Annotated in this window: 17 protein-coding genes; all 17 read right to left on the reverse strand. The window is 65.2% G+C overall.

The window, feature by feature from the left end:
• Positions 1-198: 198 nt before the first annotated feature.
• Positions 199-1335, reverse strand: coding sequence for a flagellar biosynthesis protein FlhB (flhB, locus tag TQ98_RS18580; protein ID WP_044870378.1), 1137 nt, complete (start codon positions 1333-1335; stop codon positions 199-201).
• A gap of 53 nt (positions 1336-1388) precedes the next feature.
• Positions 1389-2165 carry a flagellar biosynthetic protein FliR gene (gene fliR, locus TQ98_RS18585; protein WP_044870379.1) on the reverse strand — a complete coding sequence of 259 codons (777 nt, stop codon included), beginning with the start codon at positions 2163-2165 and terminating at the stop codon, positions 1389-1391.
• 1 nt (position 2166) lies between these two features.
• Complete coding sequence (gene fliQ, locus TQ98_RS18590) at positions 2167-2436, reverse strand: flagellar biosynthesis protein FliQ (protein WP_044870380.1); 270 nt, start codon at positions 2434-2436, stop codon at positions 2167-2169.
• A gap of 10 nt (positions 2437-2446) precedes the next feature.
• Entirely contained in the window at positions 2447-3196 is a 750-nt protein-coding gene (fliP, locus tag TQ98_RS18595; RefSeq protein WP_044870381.1) for a flagellar type III secretion system pore protein FliP, read from the reverse strand.
• Complete coding sequence (fliO, locus tag TQ98_RS18600) at positions 3196-3642, reverse strand: flagellar biosynthetic protein FliO (protein WP_044870382.1); 447 nt, start codon at positions 3640-3642, stop codon at positions 3196-3198. Before fliO ends, fliP begins: the two co-directional genes overlap by 1 nt.
• 4 nt (positions 3643-3646) lie before the next feature.
• Positions 3647-4114 carry a flagellar motor switch protein FliN gene (fliN, locus tag TQ98_RS18605; RefSeq protein ID WP_044870383.1) on the reverse strand — a complete coding sequence of 156 codons (468 nt, stop codon included), beginning with the start codon at positions 4112-4114 and terminating at the stop codon, positions 3647-3649.
• A gap of 42 nt (positions 4115-4156) precedes the next feature.
• On the reverse strand, positions 4157-5128 hold the full coding sequence (gene fliM, locus TQ98_RS18610; protein ID WP_044870384.1) for a flagellar motor switch protein FliM: 972 nt from the start codon (positions 5126-5128) through the stop codon (positions 4157-4159).
• Between the two features lie 13 nt (positions 5129-5141).
• Positions 5142-5660, reverse strand: a complete 519-nt coding sequence (gene fliL / locus TQ98_RS18615; protein ID WP_044870385.1) for a flagellar basal body-associated protein FliL — start codon at positions 5658-5660, stop codon at positions 5142-5144.
• A gap of 218 nt (positions 5661-5878) precedes the next feature.
• Positions 5879-7168 carry a flagellar hook-length control protein FliK gene (locus tag TQ98_RS18620; RefSeq protein WP_044870386.1) on the reverse strand — a complete coding sequence of 430 codons (1290 nt, stop codon included), beginning with the start codon at positions 7166-7168 and terminating at the stop codon, positions 5879-5881.
• Between the two features lie 92 nt (positions 7169-7260).
• On the reverse strand, positions 7261-7605 hold the full coding sequence (locus tag TQ98_RS18625) for an Hpt domain-containing protein (protein WP_044870387.1): 345 nt from the start codon (positions 7603-7605) through the stop codon (positions 7261-7263).
• 37 nt (positions 7606-7642) lie between these two features.
• On the reverse strand, positions 7643-9337 hold the full coding sequence (locus TQ98_RS18630) for a fused response regulator/phosphatase (protein ID WP_044870388.1): 1695 nt from the start codon (positions 9335-9337) through the stop codon (positions 7643-7645).
• Positions 9338-9348: 11 nt separating this feature from the next.
• Complete coding sequence (locus tag TQ98_RS18635) at positions 9349-9654, reverse strand: STAS domain-containing protein (RefSeq protein ID WP_044870389.1); 306 nt, start codon at positions 9652-9654, stop codon at positions 9349-9351.
• A gap of 196 nt (positions 9655-9850) precedes the next feature.
• A complete protein-coding gene (gene fliJ / locus TQ98_RS18640; RefSeq protein WP_044870390.1) occupies positions 9851-10300 on the reverse strand; it encodes a flagellar export protein FliJ in 450 nt (149 codons plus the stop codon).
• 6 nt (positions 10301-10306) lie between these two features.
• On the reverse strand, positions 10307-11659 hold the full coding sequence (gene fliI / locus TQ98_RS18645; protein WP_044870391.1) for a flagellar protein export ATPase FliI: 1353 nt from the start codon (positions 11657-11659) through the stop codon (positions 10307-10309).
• The gene (gene fliH, locus TQ98_RS18650) at positions 11649-12443 is read right to left on the reverse strand and encodes a flagellar assembly protein FliH (protein WP_044870392.1); all 795 of its coding nucleotides are present in this window, start codon (positions 12441-12443) and stop codon (positions 11649-11651) included. Before fliH ends, fliI begins: the two co-directional genes overlap by 11 nt.
• Before the next feature lie 10 nt (positions 12444-12453).
• Positions 12454-13470: a flagellar motor switch protein FliG gene (gene fliG / locus TQ98_RS18655; protein ID WP_044870393.1), complete on the reverse strand. Its 1017-nt coding sequence runs from the start codon at positions 13468-13470 to the stop codon at positions 12454-12456.
• Positions 13463-15253, reverse strand: a complete 1791-nt coding sequence (fliF, locus tag TQ98_RS18660; protein ID WP_044870394.1) for a flagellar basal-body MS-ring/collar protein FliF — start codon at positions 15251-15253, stop codon at positions 13463-13465. Before fliF ends, fliG begins: the two co-directional genes overlap by 8 nt.
• Between the last annotated feature and the right edge of the window lie 4 nt (positions 15254-15257).

The raw sequence follows: 15257 nt of genomic DNA on the forward strand, positions 1-15257 counted from the left end.
CTTCAGGTGGCGTCACAGCCCTTGTGCAAGAAGCTTTCCAACTTCGTTAAGGGGTTGATTCAGAGGAAGAATTCGGGAAATGACGTGTAGGGGCGAATTCATTCGCCAAGCAGACCGCAGGTCTGCCAGGGGGGGTTCTATGGGGCGGCTGCGCCGCCCTTGGCGAATGAATTCGCCCCTACAGAAAAGCGAGCGGCTTCACTCGTCGCGCCGCAATTCCGGCGGGATCGGCAGGTCATTGAGCGGCGACGGGCGCTTGCCGCGGCCGGCACGGAACTGCTTGAGCTGGTAGACGTACGCCAGCACCTGGGCCACTGCCAGGTAAAGACCGGCGGGAATCTCCTGGTCCAGCTCGGTGGAGTAGTAGACGGCCCGCGCCAAGGCCGGGGACTCCAGCACCGTCACCTTGCTCTCCTGGGCGATCTCGCGAATCTTCAGCGCGGTGAAGTCGCTACCCTTGGCGAGCAACAGCGGCGCGCCGCCCTTTTCGGCGTCGTACTTGAGCGCCACGGCGAAGTGGGTCGGGTTGGTGATGACAACGTCGGCCTGGGGCACCGAGGCCATCATGCGGCGCTCGGCCATTTCCCGCTGCATGCGGCGGATGCGCGACTTCACCTCGGGCTTGCCCTCGGTGTCCTTGTATTCGTCGCGCACTTCCTGCTTGGTCATCATCAGCTTCTGCTTGTTGTCCCAGAGCTGGAAAGGCACGTCCACGGCGGCAATCAGGATCAGCCCGCACGCCAGCCAGACCGCGCTCCAGCCCGCCAGCTGGACACTGTGCAGAATGGCCATTTCCAGCGGCTCCTTGGCGATCGCCAGAAGATCGTCACGGTCGGCATTCAGTACCGCCAGGGCCACCAGCAGGATCACCCCGAACTTGGCCAGGGCCTTGAGCAGCTCAGCCAGGGCGTGCATGGAGAACATCCGCTTGATCCCGGACAGTGGGTTCATGCGGCCGAAGTTCGGCAATAGCGGCTCGGTGGTAAACAGCCAGCCACCCAGGGAGATCGGGCCGGCGATGGAGACGATCAGCAGGGTGATAAGCAGCGGCATCACGGCATCCAGGGCCATCTTTCCCGAGGCCAGCAGCCAGATGGCCATGCTGCGCTCGTCCATCAGCACCGCTCGCGGCAGGTCGAAGTTGGACTGCATGATCTTCATCAGGATGTCGGCCATGCCGCCGCCGGTGGCCATTACGCCGCCTGCCCCGGCCAGGGTCACGGCCAGGGTATTGAGCTCACGGGAACGGGCGACCTGGCCCTTCTCCCGGGCCTCCTGCATCCGTTTACCTGTGGGATCTTCGCTCTTGTCCGCCCCGCTTTCGCTTTCTGCCATGGCTCACCTCAGCAGCAGGCCCGGGAATCCGCCCGGGACGGGTAGGAGATTATTCATCGCGCCTTCGCCAACTCGCGCAAGACTTGCAGGGCATCGCTGGCCAGCACCTGGTATTGAGCGAGGATGTCGGCCATGCCGATCCAGACGATCACCAGGCCCAGGGCCAGGGTCAGCGGGAAACCGATGGAGAAGATGTTCAGTTGGGGCGCGGCGCGGGTCATCACGCCGAAGGCCAGGTTGACCACCAGCAGCGCCGTGATCACCGGCAGCGACAGCAGCAGGCCCGCGCCCATTACCCAGCCGAGCTTGCCCGCCACTTCCCAGTACTGGCTGGTCAGCAGGCCGCCGCCCACCGGCAGGGTCACAAAGCTTTCCGCCAGCACCTCGAACACCACCAGGTGGCCGTTCATGGCGAGGAACAGCAGGGTCACCAGCATCAGGTAGAACTGGCCCAGCACCGGCACCGACACGCCGTTGGTGGGGTCGACCATGGAGGCGAAGCCCAGGCCCATCTGCGTGGAAATGATCTGCCCGGCCACCACGAAGGCATGGAAGAACAGCTGCAGCACGAAGCCGAGCAGAACGCCCACCAGCACCTGCTCCGCCACCAGCAGCAGGTTGCGCAGATTGATGGCGTCCACTTGCGGCATGGGTGGCAGCGTGGGCACCAGCACCACGGCAATCGCCAGGGCGAGGTAGAGGCGCACCCGCGTCGGCACCAGCTGCGTGCCGATCACGGGCATGGTCATCAACAGCGCAGCGATGCGGAACAGCGGCAGCACGAAACTGCCTACCCAGCCTCCGATCTGCGCGTCGCTGAGCTCGAGCATGTCAGCCGATCAGCAGGGGGATGTTCTGATAGAGCGTCGTGATGTACTCCATCAGTTGGCGGGTCAGCCAGGGGCCGGCCCAGATCAGGGTGCCCAGCATCACCAGCAGGCGCGGCAGGAAGCTCAGCGTCTGTTCGTTGATCTGGGTCGCCGCCTGGAACATGGCGACGATCAGACCGACCACCAGACTCGGCACCACCAGGATGCCGACGATCAGGCAGGTCAGCCAAAGGGCCTCACGGAACAGGTCGACAGCGATTTCCGGGGTCATCGCAAGCCTCCTACACGCCGCCGAAGCTGCCGGCGAGGGTGCCGATGATCAATGCCCAGCCATCCACCAGGACGAAGAGCATGATCTTGAACGGCAGGGAAATGATCAGCGGCGAGAGCATCATCATGCCCATGGCCATCAGCACACTGGCGACCACCAGGTCGATGATCAGGAAGGGAATGAAGATCATGAAGCCGATCTGGAATGCGGTCTTCAGCTCGGAGGTGACGAAGGCCGGCACCAGGATGGTCAGGGGCGCGGCGTCCGGGCTGGGGATGTCGATGCGCTTGGACAACCGCATGAACAGCTCCAGGTCACTGGCGCGGGTCTGCGCCAGCATGAAGTCCTTGATCGGCACTTCAGCCTTGACCAGCGCATCCTGGGCCGACATCTGTTCGTTGAGGTAAGGCTGCAAGGCGTCCTGATTCACCCGGTCGAACACCGGCGCCATGATGAACAGGGTCAGGAACAGCGACAGGCCGATGAGGATCTGGTTCGACGGTGCCTGCTGCAGACCCAGCGCCTGGCGCAGGATGGAGAAGACGATGATGATCCGGGTGAAGCTGGTCATCAGCATGACGAACGCCGGGATGAAGCTCAGCGCCGTCATGATCAGCAGGATCTGCAGGCTTACCGAATATTCCTGCTGTCCTTGCGGATTGGTGGAGAGGGTGATCGCCGGCACCGACAGCGGATTGTCGGCACCCAGGGCGAACGGCGCGGCCAATGCCAGCAGCAGCGCAATGAGGAGGCGGGGCATCAGTGCTTGTCCTTGCCGAGCAGTTCCATCAAACGTTTGGCGAATTCCGGGCTGGCGGCTTCTGCCTCGGCCAGCGGGACGGGTTCCTTCATCACATGCAGCGGCGCGATGCGGCCGGCGCTGATCCCCAGCAGGACCTGCTCGCCACCTACCTGCACCAGCACCAGCCGGTCACGCGGGCCCAGGGCCTGACTGGCCACCAGCTTGATCACCTGCCCGCCACGGGGGCCGAGTTGCTGAACCCGGCGTAGCAGCCAGGCCAGCAGGAAAATGAGCCCTACCACCAGCAGCAGGCCAACGGCCAGTTGCCCCAGTTGCGCAGCCATGCCGCTGCCAGCCTGGGCCGCGGCGGCAGCCGGCGCCTGCGCCGCAGTGGTGGCGGCGGGTTCGGCCGCGAGACCGGCCAGGGGCAGCGGGAGCAGCCCCGCAGTGAGAAGGCGGCGCATGGTCTCAGCGCAGCTTCTTGATGCGTTCGCTCGGGCTGATCACGTCGGTCAGACGGATGCCGAACTTCTCGTTCACCACCACCACTTCGCCGTGGGCGATCAGGGTGCCGTTGACCAGCACGTCCAGCGGCTCACCGGCCAGGCGGTCGAGCTCGATCACCGAGCCCTGGTTGAGCTGCAGCAGGTTGCGGATGGTGATGTCGGTGTTGCCCACCTCCATGGAGATGGAAACCGGGATGTCCAGGATCACGTCCAGGTTGGGGCCATCCAGGCTCACCGGAGCGTTGGACTTCGGCACGCTGCCGAACTCTTCCATCGGCGCACGCGGCGAACTCGGCGCGACGGCTGCCCCCTGGTTCATCAGCGCGTCGATGTCGTCCTGGCTGGCATCGCCAGCCTCGGCCAGGGCGGCAGCCCATTCATCGGCGAGGGCCTGTTCCTCGGGGGTGGGGGTGTCCATGTCGTTTGCCATCGGTTGACCTCGGCTGGCTCTGGATTCGTGGGTGGCGCGCAATCAGCGCTGGCGTTCGATTGGCTCGAGGATCTGCAGGGACAGGTTGCCCTTGTGCGATCCCAGCTTGGCCTTGAAGGCCGGCACGCCATTGGCGCGCATGATCATGTGTTCGGGCAGCTCCACCGGAATGACGTCGCCGGGCTGCATGTGCAGGATGTCCCGCAGCTTGAGCTGGCGGCGCACCACGGTGGCGCCCACCGGCACGCTGACGTCGAGGATGTCCTCGCGCAGGGCCTTGATCCAACGCTCGTCCTGGTCGTCGACGTCGGACTGGAAGCCGGCGTCGAGCATCTCGCGGATCGGCTCGATCATCGAATACGGCATGGTGATGTGCAGGTCGCCGCCGCCGCCGTCCAGTTCGATGTGGAAGGTGGACACCACCACCACTTCGCTGGGGCTGACGATGTTGGCCAGCGCCGGGTTCACTTCCGAGTTGATGTACTCGAAGTTCACGTCCATCACCGCGTGCCAGGCCTCGGCCAGGTCGACGAAGGCCTGGTCCAGCACCATGCGCACCACCCGCAGCTCGGTGGGGGTGAATTCGCGACCCTCGATCTTGGCATGGCGGCCGTCACCCCCGAAGAAGTTGTCCACCAGCTTGAACACCAGCTTGGCGTCGAGGATGAACAGGGAGGTGCCGCGCAACGGCTTCATCTTCACCAGGTTGAGGCTGGTGGGCACGTAGAGCGAATGCACGTACTCGCCGAACTTCATCACCTGCACACCGCCCACTGCCACGTCCGCCGAGCGGCGCAGCAGGTTGAACATGCTGATGCGGGTGTAACGGGCGAAGCGCTCGTTGATCATCTCCAGGGTCGGCATGCGTCCCCGGACGATGCGGTCCTGGCTGGTCAGGTCATAGCTCTTGACGCTGCCAGGTTCGGCATCGGTTTGGGTTTCCACCAGGCCGTCGTCGACACCGTGGAGCAGCGCGTCGATCTCGTCCTGGGACAGCAGGTCTTGAACAGCCATGGTCGTACCTTGCCTACTGCAATACGAAGTTGGTGAAGAGCACTTGTTCGACGGTGACGGCGCCGGTTTCCTGCTTCGCCAGTTCCTGCACCGTGGCGGTGGCCTGCTGGCGCAGCATTTCTTTGCCCACCGGCGTGATCAGGGTGTCGAAGTTCTGTCCGGAGAAGAGCATGACCAGCTTGTTGCGCAGCACCGGCATGTGCACCTTGAGCGCATCCAACTGGGCCTGGTCACGGGCCATCAGCGAGACGCTGACCTGCATGTAGCGCTGGCGGCCGTTCTGGCTGAAGTTGACCACGAAGGCCGGCGCCAGGTCCTGGTAGATCGCGGGTTGCCGGGCCGAGGCGGCCGTGGCGCCCTCTTCCTTGGCCGGCTCGGCGGACTTGTCGCCACGGCTGAGGAAGAACCAGGTAGCGCCCACCGACAGGGAAATCGCCAGCAACAGTGCGACCACCACCAGAATGATGAGCTTCAGCTTGCTCTTGCCGCCGGCTCCACCCTCTACCGGGGCCTTCGCTTCTTTCTTCGCCATGCCAATAATCCGTCGCCGAGCGGGAAAAGCCCGCCTTTTCCAGGGGAATGAGCAAGTGTTATGCCAGCTCGCCGGCCAACCGGCGGCTGCTGGCTACTGCTTCAGGGCTGCGGATATACCAGTGTCGGGGGGCGGCTGTCACGGGGGATTGCCGGAAATGTTGGCGCGGGGGCTTGCCCTCTCCCCCGGCCCCTCCAGGGAGCCGGGGGAGAGGATTGTCAGGCGTAGAAATCCACCAACCCGCGCCCACCACCCGCCGAGGCCGGGCGGATTTCGCTGTGGCTCACGGTGATCTCTTCATCGCCGCCGCCAAAGCTGGAACGACCGCCAGAGGACCGGCGCTCGCCATCACCACCCTGCCCTTGCCAGCCACGGTTGAGGGACTGGTCCGAAACGTTCACGTCCAGCTGGTTCATGCCCTGCTGGGCGAACAGGTCGCGCAGGCGGTGCATCTGCCCTTCCAGGGCGTCGCGAACGTTGGCGTTGGGGCTGGCGAAGGTCACCTGGGCCTGGTCCTGGGTCATGTGCACGCGCACTTCCAGGCGCCCGAGTTCCTGTGGGTCGAGCTGGATCTCGGCGGACTTGAGGTTCTGGCTGGAGAGCCACATCACCCGGTCCACCACCGCCTCGCTCCAGCCGCCCTGGTTCATTGCCACGGGCTGACCGGGCACCAGTGCCGGAGCACGTTGCGCCTGGGTGGTCTGCTGGCTGATGGCCTGGCTCAGGGCGTTGAGGCGGCTGGCGAGCATCTCGCTGCGCGCCTCGCCCTTGTTCTCGCCGAGGCTTTCCGTCATCCGTGCCGAGAGTTCGCCTACCGGCAATTCGCTGTCCAGCTTGCCCTCTCCGGCTTCCAGGGGCTTGTCGGCGAAGGCTTCCAGAGCGCTGGCAAAGTCCTGCTCCGCACTGGGCGCGGCCTGCGTCGCCTGGGCGGCATTCTGGGCCTGCTGAGCGGCCGCCTGGGCGGCCTGAGCTCCCTGGTCCAGGGCCATCTTCACCGCCGGCATGCCATTGAGCTGGTCCAGGTCGGGGTCGAGGCTGGCTTCGCTGAGGGTAGCCGGCGCTGCGCTGTTCACCTGCGGCGCGGCAGTCAGGGCCGACAGCTCTTCGGTGGCGCCTTCGGCGTCCGCCGGCACGGCATCAGCCGGGAGCTGGCCGGTCATGGCTATCAGCAGCATCGGGTCGACCACGGGTTCGTCCTGGGCCTCGGTGGCCTCCCCTTCCTCAGTCGGCAAGGGCTTGCCGCTTTCGGCAACGGCGGCCTGGCTGGCGGCAGGATCGGCCGCCGGCTGGTCAGCCTTTGCCGCTTCGTCTGACCTGTCCTTGGCCGATTTGGACGATGCCTCGTGGCGTTCGGCGGCCTTGGTCTGGCGTTCTTTCGCGTACATTTGGGCGAAGCTGGAAGCCTCGCCCTTGCTGGTTTCCGCCGGTTTCTCCGGGGCTTTTGCGGCCGGTGCTTTCGGCTTCACTTCAGGCCGGGCCTGAAGAAGCAGATCGGGGGCAACGGGCATGGGCACTCTCCGCTCGGTTTGGTTCGTGCCGTTGGGTTTGCAAGGGGCGGGCCAACATTCTGGCCAGTCGGTGAAGGCGCCGATCGGCGGGACTAGCCCCGGTGCTCCTGCTGGAGCAGGTCATGCACGACGAGGAATTCCTCCTCTATCTGCACGAGCAGGGCTGGCACGTCGGTGAGTTGCTCGCGCCGGGCCATGTCTTCCAGCTGCTTGCACAGACCGGCCAGAGAGGGGGCGCCCATGTTGCTGCAGCTGCCCTTGAAGCTATGGGCGGCAAGCCGCAGGGCCTGGCTGTCAGCGAGGTCACTGGCCTGCTGGATCTGCCGCAGGCGCTCGGCGGAGTCCGCCAGGAAGGTATCGAGCAGGACCGGAAATTCGTCCTCCATGACGTCCCGCAGGGCAGAAAGCACAGAATGGTCGAGATGGATATCGGACAAACCCGTCGCTCCCGTACTGAATCTGAACGTCCGAAAATTATGCCTTAACGGGCCAGCGGAATTCGACGTGGATACCTTGGCCACCCTCGGCGGACTCGCAACGCGCCGTGAGCTGGCTGACCAGGGTCAGGCCACGGCCACTGAGGCTATCCATCGACGGGCGGGCGGCAAGGACCTCGCTCAGGTCAAACCCCTTGCCGCTGTCTTCCACGCGGACCACCAGGCGCCCTCCCCGGCCTTCGGGGATCAGCTGCAGGTGAAAACGCACGTAGCCTTCTTCCAGGCTGGCCAGGCGCTCGGTGCGCTCCCGGTAGTAGCGGGCGAAGCCTTCGGCATTGCGCTTGAGGGAGGAATCCAGCCCCAGCACGCCGTGCTCCAGGGCATTGGAGTAGAGCTCGGCGAGCACGGTGTAGAGTGCGCCGCCCTGGTCACGCAGGCCCTGGACCTCCAACAGCAGCTGCAACAGGAAGGGCAAGGGATTGAAGCGTTTGAGGGTCTGTGCGCGGAATTCGAAGGTGGCCGACCAGTCCAGTGGGCTGGACTGGCCGCTGTCGGTGAAGGCCAGCTTGGCACGCTCGGTGACCTCCTCGAGCATGCGCAACTCGATCATGCTCACGTCGTCCTGGGCGTGCCCCCGGAAGGCGCTCAGGGCCAGTTGGATCTCGTCGAAGAGGCGGTTGCCGTCGCTGTTGGCATCGAACACGGCGCGCAGGCGCTGGTCGCCGAAGACCTCGTCGCTGTCGTTGCGGGTTTCCAGCACACCGTCGGAGACCAGCAGGATGCGATCATCGGTTTCGACGGGGAAGGACTCGAAGTGGGCATTGAAGCTGTTCTGGTCCAACACTCCCAGCGGCAGGTGGCGGGACACCAGCGGCACCAGCTCACCGCCGTCGGCACGCCGCAAGTAACCATCGGGCAGGCCGCCGTTCCATACCTCCACCATGCGCCGCTGGAAGCTCAGGTTGAGGAAGGTGGCGCAGCAGAACACGCCCACCGGCAGGATGCGTTTCAGCTTGGCGTTCATCTCCCGCAGGATGTCCGGCATGGCATAACCCTTGGCGGTCATGCCGTAGAACACTTCAGCCAGGGGCATGGCGCCGATGGCCGCCGGCAGGCCATGGCCAGTGAAATCGCCGAGCAGCACATGCATCCCGCCCGAGGGCTTGTAGGCAGCCAGCAGCAGGTCGCCGTTGAACAGCGCATAGGGCGATTGCAGGTAGCGAATGTTCGGGGCACTCAGGCAGCCGGAGTGGGCCACCTTGTCGAAGACCGCCTTGGCCACCCGCTGTTCGGTGACCAGGTGCTCGTTGTGCCGGGCGATCAGGTCGCGCTGCTGCAGCACCGTGTCCTGCAGCCGGCGCAGGCGGTCCAGGGCCTTGATCTTGGCTTCCAGGATGACCCGGTTGTAGGGCTTGGCGAGGAAGTCGTCGCCCCCCGCCTCGAGGCAGCGCACCAGCGCCTCGTTCTCGGTCAGGGAGGTGAGGAAGATGATGGGGACCAGCGCCTCGCCCGCCAATTGCTTGATCCGGCGAGCGGCTTCGAAGCCATCCATCACCGGCATCAGCGCATCCATCAGCACCAGCTGCGGCTGCTCCTGCTGGAACAACGCCACGGCCTCTCGGCCATTGGCGGCGGTCAGGGCGCGGTGCCCCTGGCGACTGACGATGGTGGACAGCAGCAGCCGGTCCGCCGCGTTGTCCTCGGCAATCAGGATCGTCAGCGGCGACGGCATGGCAGCAGACCTCAGGCGATCTGGAACAATTGTTCGAAGTTGGAAATGGCGAGGATCTTGCGAACGTCGGGGTTGCAGTTGGCAAGGCGGATCTGCGCGCGCTCGCCACCGGCGTGGTCACGCAGCAGGAGCAGCATGCCAAGGGCAGAACTGTCCAGGTAGGTCGTGCCCTTGAGGTCGACGACATAGCGCTTGGGGGTCACATTGATGCGCTCGTAGGCGTCGCGGAATTCCTGATGGGCGCCGAAATCGAAACGTCCCTGGATGTAGATGGTCAGCTCCTGCCCATCTTCAGAGGGCATCGAGGTGATGGCCATGCAAAGCTCCTTGTTCAAGTTCGGAATGCGCGTGGTGAAGATTTAGCACCGGCATCGGTGCTGGGCAACTGGAAAGCGGCAGTGGCGGAGAATTTATGGTTCTGAGATGACGTGCTGAAGAATGCATTCACTCGCTGGCGCAGGGTGCGCGGCACGCCAGCACTCACGCCCGATCGGTTGACGCGCGGGTCGCCCCCTACTCCCCACGCCGGGTCGGAAGGCGCTGGACCAGTTCATCCAGCAGCTTCTGTTCGCGCTTGTCTTCCGCCGCGCGGGCTTCGTCGAGGTAGCGCTGCACCAGTTTGCGCAGGCCCTCCAGGCGCGCATAGCGCTGCTGCCAGGTGGCGCGGGCCTTGTCGAGGTTATCGCGGCTCCATTTGACGCTCTGCATCTGCTGGCCGATGGCGGATTCCAGCTGGGAGAGGAAGCGCTGGTAGTTCATCAGCCACTGGCCGGAGACACCGCGCCGGCCTTCTTCGATCCATTGCTGCTGGTAGTCGGACCGGTAGCGCTCCAGTTCACCGAGCTTCATCTCAGCCTGGGTCAGAAGGCCCTGGCAGCGGCCAAGCACACGCGCCGCTTCGCGTTCGGCGCGCTCGGCCATCTCCACCACCGGCGCCAGACGCGCCGCGCGATTGCGAGACATGGGTTATCAGCCCTGGATGCCGAGGCTGGCGGCCAGGCGCTGGGCGCTCTGGGCGAGGCCTTCGCTTTCGTCCAGCCCCTGGCGCAGGAACGCGCTCATGGTCGGTTGCCGGGCGATGGCCAGATCAGTGTCGGGATCGCCGCCAGCGACATAAGCGCCGACGCTGATCAGGTCGCGGCTCTGCTGGTAGCGCGACCAGAGCTGCTTGAAGCGCTGGGCCATCTTCATGTGATCGGGGCTGACCACCTGGGGCATCACCCGGCTGATGGAGGCTTCGATGTCGATGGCCGGATAGTGCCCTTCCTCGGCCAGACGCCGGGACAGCACGAAGTGGCCGTCGAGCACGCCCCGCGCGGAGTCGGCGATGGGGTCCTGTTGGTCGTCACCCTCCGACAGCACGGTGTAGAAGGCGGTGATGGAGCCCCCGCCCTGCTCCGCATTGCCGGCACGCTCCACCAGCTTCGGCAGCTTGGCGAACACCGACGGCGGATAGCCCTTGGTGGCGGGCGGTTCGCCGATGGCCAGGGCGATTTCGCGCTGGGCCTGGGCGAAGCGGGTCAGGGAATCCATCAGCAACAGGACGTTCTTGCCCTTGTCACGGAAGTATTCGGCGATGCGCGTGCAGTACATGGCAGCGCGCAGGCGCATCAGGGGCGCATCGTCCGCCGGGGACGCCACGACCACGGAACGCTTGAGGCCCTCTTCGCCGAGGATGTGCTCGATGAATTCCTTCACTTCGCGGCCCCGTTCGCCGATCAGGCCGACGACGATGATTTCCGCCTCGGTGAAGCGGGTCATCATCCCCAACAGCACGCTCTTGCCCACGCCGGTACCGGCGAACAGGCCAAGGCGCTGACCACGGCCAACGGTGAGCAGGGAGTTGATGGAACGGATGCCCACATCCAGGGGTTCACTGATGGGGTGGCGCTTCAGCGGGTTGATGGTGGGACCGTCCATGGGCACCCAGTCCTCGGCCCTCATCCCGCCCTTGCCATCCAGGGCACGACCGGCGCCATCCAGCACGCGGCCGAGCATGGACATGCCCATCGGCAGGCGGCCGGTATCCGGCAAAGGCACCACACGGGCGCCGGGGGCGATGCCGGAGAGGCTGCCCACCGGCATCAGGTAAATCTTGCTGCCGGAAAAGCCCATCACTTCGGCTTCCACCTGCACCGGGTGGTAGCTGTCGTCGTTGATCACCACGCAGCGGCTGCCCACTGGCGCGCGTAACCCCTCGGCTTCCAGGGTAAGCCCCACCATGCGCAGCAGGCGGCCTTCCACCACCGGCTGCGACGGCAATTCGATGACTTCGCTGTAACCCGCCAGGCGCTTGGCGAAGCTGGCGCGCTCAATACGCATGGTCGAGGCTGTCCGGAGCGTCCAGGTCCAGCACCAGGTCGGCCGATGGCGGGTGGACCTTCTGTTCGCGCTGCTGCTCGAAGAGCTGCTTCATGGCCTGGTTCAGGCGGGTCTCGATGCTGGCGTCGATACGCGAATGCTCGGTTTCGACCCGGCAGCCGCCCGGCTCCAGGGACTCGTCCTCAAGGATGCGCCAGCTTTCCTCGTGACGATCGCGCAGGGCCTTCACCTGTTCGAAGTCCTGCGGGTTGACGTGGATGCGCACGTTGTTCGCGCCCATGGGCAGCAGCTTCAGCGCCTCGCGCAGCACCGTACGGATCTGGCTGGAATCCAGACGCAGTTCGCGCTGGATCACCTGGCGAGTGATCAGGCTGGCGAGGTGCACCAGCGACTCTTCGATCTGTCGATCCTGATCGGCGATGGGTTCCAGCAACTGGCCCATCAGCGTCTCCAACTGGGCCAGGCGTGCGGCCAGGGCCACATCGGCGTCCTGCTTCGCCTTGAGCTGGCCGGCATGGAAGCCGTCACGCTCGCCGGTGGCGAAGCCTTCGTTGTAAGCGTCCTGGCGGATGGCTTCCAGCTCATCCAGCGTCAGCGGCTTGACGGCCTCGATCGGCACTTCCTCGATCTGCGGCTCGGGTTCGGGTGCCGCGTCCACCACCTCTTCCGGCTCGGGCGCCTCGGGCTCCGGGGCGTCCGGGTCGAAACTGGGCAGGGACCAGCGATCGAAGACGTTGACGTCCTTGGCGCGGATCAGTTCGCTTGCCGATTCCTTGCTGGCCATGACCACCGCCTCAAATCATTTCTTCGCCGCCCTTGCCGCCGAGGACGATTTCCCCGGCTTCGGCCATACGGCGGGCAATGGTGAGAATTTCCTTCTGCGCCGACTCCACGTCGCTGACGCGCACCGGGCCCTTGGCTTCCAGATCGTCGCGCAGCAGTTCGGCGGCGCGCTTGGACATGTTCTTGAAGACCTTTTCCTTGATGGCGTCGTCCGAGCCTTTCAGGGCCAGCACCAGCACATCGGAGGACACCTCGCGCAGCAGGGCCTGGATGCCACGGTCGTCGACATCGGCCAGGTTGTCGAAGACGAACATGAGGTCTTCGATCTGGGTCGAGAGGTCCTCGTCCACTTCGCGGATGGAGTCCATCAACTGGCCTTCGACCGAGCTGTCGAGGAAGTTCATGATGTCCGCCGCACGCTTCACACCGCCCATGGTGGTGCGGGTGGTGCTGGCATTGCCGGCGAACTGCTTCTCCAGGATCAGGTTGAGTTCCTTGAGCGCGGAAGGCTGCACGGTGTTCAGCGAAGACACACGCAGGACGATGTCCAGGCGCACCTTGTGGTCGAAGTGGCTGAGCACTTCGGCCGCCTGGTCCGGGTCCAGGTAGGCCACCACGATGGCCTGGATCTGCGGGTGCTCGTAGCGGATCACGTCGGCCACGGCACGCGGCTCCATCCACTTCAGGCTGTCCAGGCCGCTGGTGCTGCCGCCGAGGAGAATGCGGTCGATCAGGTTGTTGGCCTTGTCCTCACCCAGGGCCTGGGTGAGCATCTTGCGGATGTAGCCATCGGCGCCGACGCCCAGGCTGGTCTGGTCGCCGACAATATCGACGAACTCGCTCATCACCTGCTCCACCTGTTCGCGGTGGATGTTGCGCATCTGCGCCATGGCAACGCCGACCCGCTGCACTTCCTTCGGCCCCATGTGGCGCAGCACCTGGGCCGCGTCAGTCTCGCCCAGGGACAGCAGCAGGATGGCGGCCTTGTCGACCTTGTTCAGCTTGGCGGGGGCGCGGTTATCACTCATCGGCGTTGATCCACTCTTTGACTACAAGGGCCACGCGGCCAGGATCTTCGGCCACCAGATTCTTGATGGCGTTGAGTTGCGCATCATACCCGTCGCTCGGACTGGGCAGGAGGATGCTTTGCGGGCCGCCGAGGCTGACGCGGTCATCCGACAGCTCGCCGGCAATCCCCATCTCGCCCAGGTCGACGTCGCCAACGCGGCCGCCTTCCAGTTCCCTGGCCTTGTTGGCACCGCTGATGTTGTTCAGCACCGGACGCAGCACGCCGAACACCAGCACCAGGATGAAGAGCACGCCGAGCACCTGCTTCACCACGTCCCAGAACCAGGGCTGGGTGTAGAAGGGAATGTCGATCACTTCTTCGCTGTTGTCGGCCATGAACGGGGTGTTGATCACGCTGACGCTGTCGCCACGGCTGGCGTCGTAGCCCACCGAGTCCTGCACCAGGCGGGTGAAGCGCGCGATCTCGTCGGCGGTCCAGGGCACACGGGTGGTCTCGCCGGATTGCGGGTCGACCTTCACCTGGTCATCCAGCACGACCGCGACGGAAAGCCGGCGCAGGCGGCCCTGTTGCTGCTTGGTGTGGCTGATGGAGCGGTCCAGTTCGTAGTTGCGGGTGGTCTGGTCGCGCTTGTCAGTGGGGTACGGCGCGAGCATCGGCTTGCCGGTGGCCGGGTCGATGATCTGCTGGCCGTTGTCATCCAGGATCGGCTGGCCCGGCTGCACGCTTGCGGTCGCGGTGCTCGTGGCCTGCTGCGGTGCGGCGCCGGGTGCCGGCGGCTGGTTCGACAGCGCGCCGGGTACGCCCTGGGGACCGCCGTTGTTCTGGCGCTCCTCGGCCATCTTCTGCTCACTGCGCAGGGCCGGCTGGTCCGGGTTGAACATCTCGGAGGTGGATTCGACGGCACTGAAGTCCACGTCCGCCGAGACTTCCGCCTTGTAGCGGCCGTTGCCCAGCACCGGCTGCAGGATGCTGTGCACGCGCTGGGTGTAGAGGGTTTCCATGCGCCGGGTATAGTCGTACTGCTTGCCGGCCATGGTCAGCTCGGACAGCTCCTGCTGGTCGGACAGCAGGTTGCCTTTCTGGTCGACGACGGTGACCTGGGACTTGTCCAGTTCCGGCACGCTGGTGGCCACCAGATTGACGATGGCCATGACCTGGCTCGGCTCCAGGGTGCGCCCCGGATAGAGCTCCACCAGCACGGACGCACTGGGCTTGCGCTCGTCACGAACGAACACCGAGCTCTTCGGGATCGCCAGGTGCACACGCGCACCCTTGACGTTGTTCAGGCTGGAGACGGTGCGTGCCAGCTCGCCTTCCAATCCGCGACGGTAGCGGGTGGCTTCCATGAACTGGCTGGTGCCCAGGCCCTGGTCCTTGTCGAGGATTTCAAAGCCCACGGTGCTGTCGCTGGGCGCCACGCCGGCGGCAGCCAGCTTCATGCGGGCACGGGCCAGGTCTTCGGACTTGACCAGCAAGGCGCCGGAGTTGGGTTCGATCTTGTAGCCGATGTCGGCGGCACCCAGGGCTTCCACCACCTGGTTGGCGTCCATCCCGTTCAGGCTGCCGTAAAGCGGCCGGTAGTCCGGCTGCTGGGACCAGAGCACCACGGCAAAGCCGATCGCGACGCTGGCAGCCAGGCCAACCAGCAGGCCGACCTGGCGCAGCATGCTCATCTGAGAGAGGTTTTCCAGGAAGGACAGGCCGAACAGCGGCTTCTTCTCGTCCTGAGTGCCCGCCGCCTCTGCCTTGGCGGGGACTTTTGCAACAGCTGCTTCAGCCATTTCT

This window comes from Pseudomonas sp. LFM046 (genome assembly GCF_000949385.2).
Classification (GTDB): Bacteria; Pseudomonadota; Gammaproteobacteria; order Pseudomonadales; family Pseudomonadaceae; genus Metapseudomonas.

Coding starts and splice junctions, on each gene's coding strand:
- flhB (WP_044870378.1), bottom strand. CDS start 1,335: ATGGCAGAAAGCGAAAGCGGGGCGGACAAGAGCGAAGATCCCACAGGT.
- fliR (WP_044870379.1), bottom strand. CDS start 2,165: ATGCTCGAGCTCAGCGACGCGCAGATCGGAGGCTGGGTAGGCAGTTTC.
- fliQ (WP_044870380.1), bottom strand. CDS start 2,436: ATGACCCCGGAAATCGCTGTCGACCTGTTCCGTGAGGCCCTTTGGCTG.
- fliP (WP_044870381.1), bottom strand. CDS start 3,196: ATGCCCCGCCTCCTCATTGCGCTGCTGCTGGCATTGGCCGCGCCGTTC.
- fliO (WP_044870382.1), bottom strand. CDS start 3,642: ATGCGCCGCCTTCTCACTGCGGGGCTGCTCCCGCTGCCCCTGGCCGGT.
- fliN (WP_044870383.1), bottom strand. CDS start 4,114: ATGGCAAACGACATGGACACCCCCACCCCCGAGGAACAGGCCCTCGCC.
- fliM (WP_044870384.1), bottom strand. CDS start 5,128: ATGGCTGTTCAAGACCTGCTGTCCCAGGACGAGATCGACGCGCTGCTC.
- fliL (WP_044870385.1), bottom strand. CDS start 5,660: ATGGCGAAGAAAGAAGCGAAGGCCCCGGTAGAGGGTGGAGCCGGCGGC.
- TQ98_RS18620 (WP_044870386.1), bottom strand. CDS start 7,168: ATGCCCGTTGCCCCCGATCTGCTTCTTCAGGCCCGGCCTGAAGTGAAG.
- TQ98_RS18630 (WP_044870388.1), bottom strand. CDS start 9,337: ATGCCGTCGCCGCTGACGATCCTGATTGCCGAGGACAACGCGGCGGAC.
- TQ98_RS18635 (WP_044870389.1), bottom strand. CDS start 9,654: ATGGCCATCACCTCGATGCCCTCTGAAGATGGGCAGGAGCTGACCATC.
- fliJ (WP_044870390.1), bottom strand. CDS start 10,300: ATGTCTCGCAATCGCGCGGCGCGTCTGGCGCCGGTGGTGGAGATGGCC.
- fliI (WP_044870391.1), bottom strand. CDS start 11,659: ATGCGTATTGAGCGCGCCAGCTTCGCCAAGCGCCTGGCGGGTTACAGC.
- fliH (WP_044870392.1), bottom strand. CDS start 12,443: ATGGCCAGCAAGGAATCGGCAAGCGAACTGATCCGCGCCAAGGACGTC.
- fliG (WP_044870393.1), bottom strand. CDS start 13,470: ATGAGTGATAACCGCGCCCCCGCCAAGCTGAACAAGGTCGACAAGGCC.
- fliF (WP_044870394.1), bottom strand. CDS start 15,253: ATGGCTGAAGCAGCTGTTGCAAAAGTCCCCGCCAAGGCAGAGGCGGCG.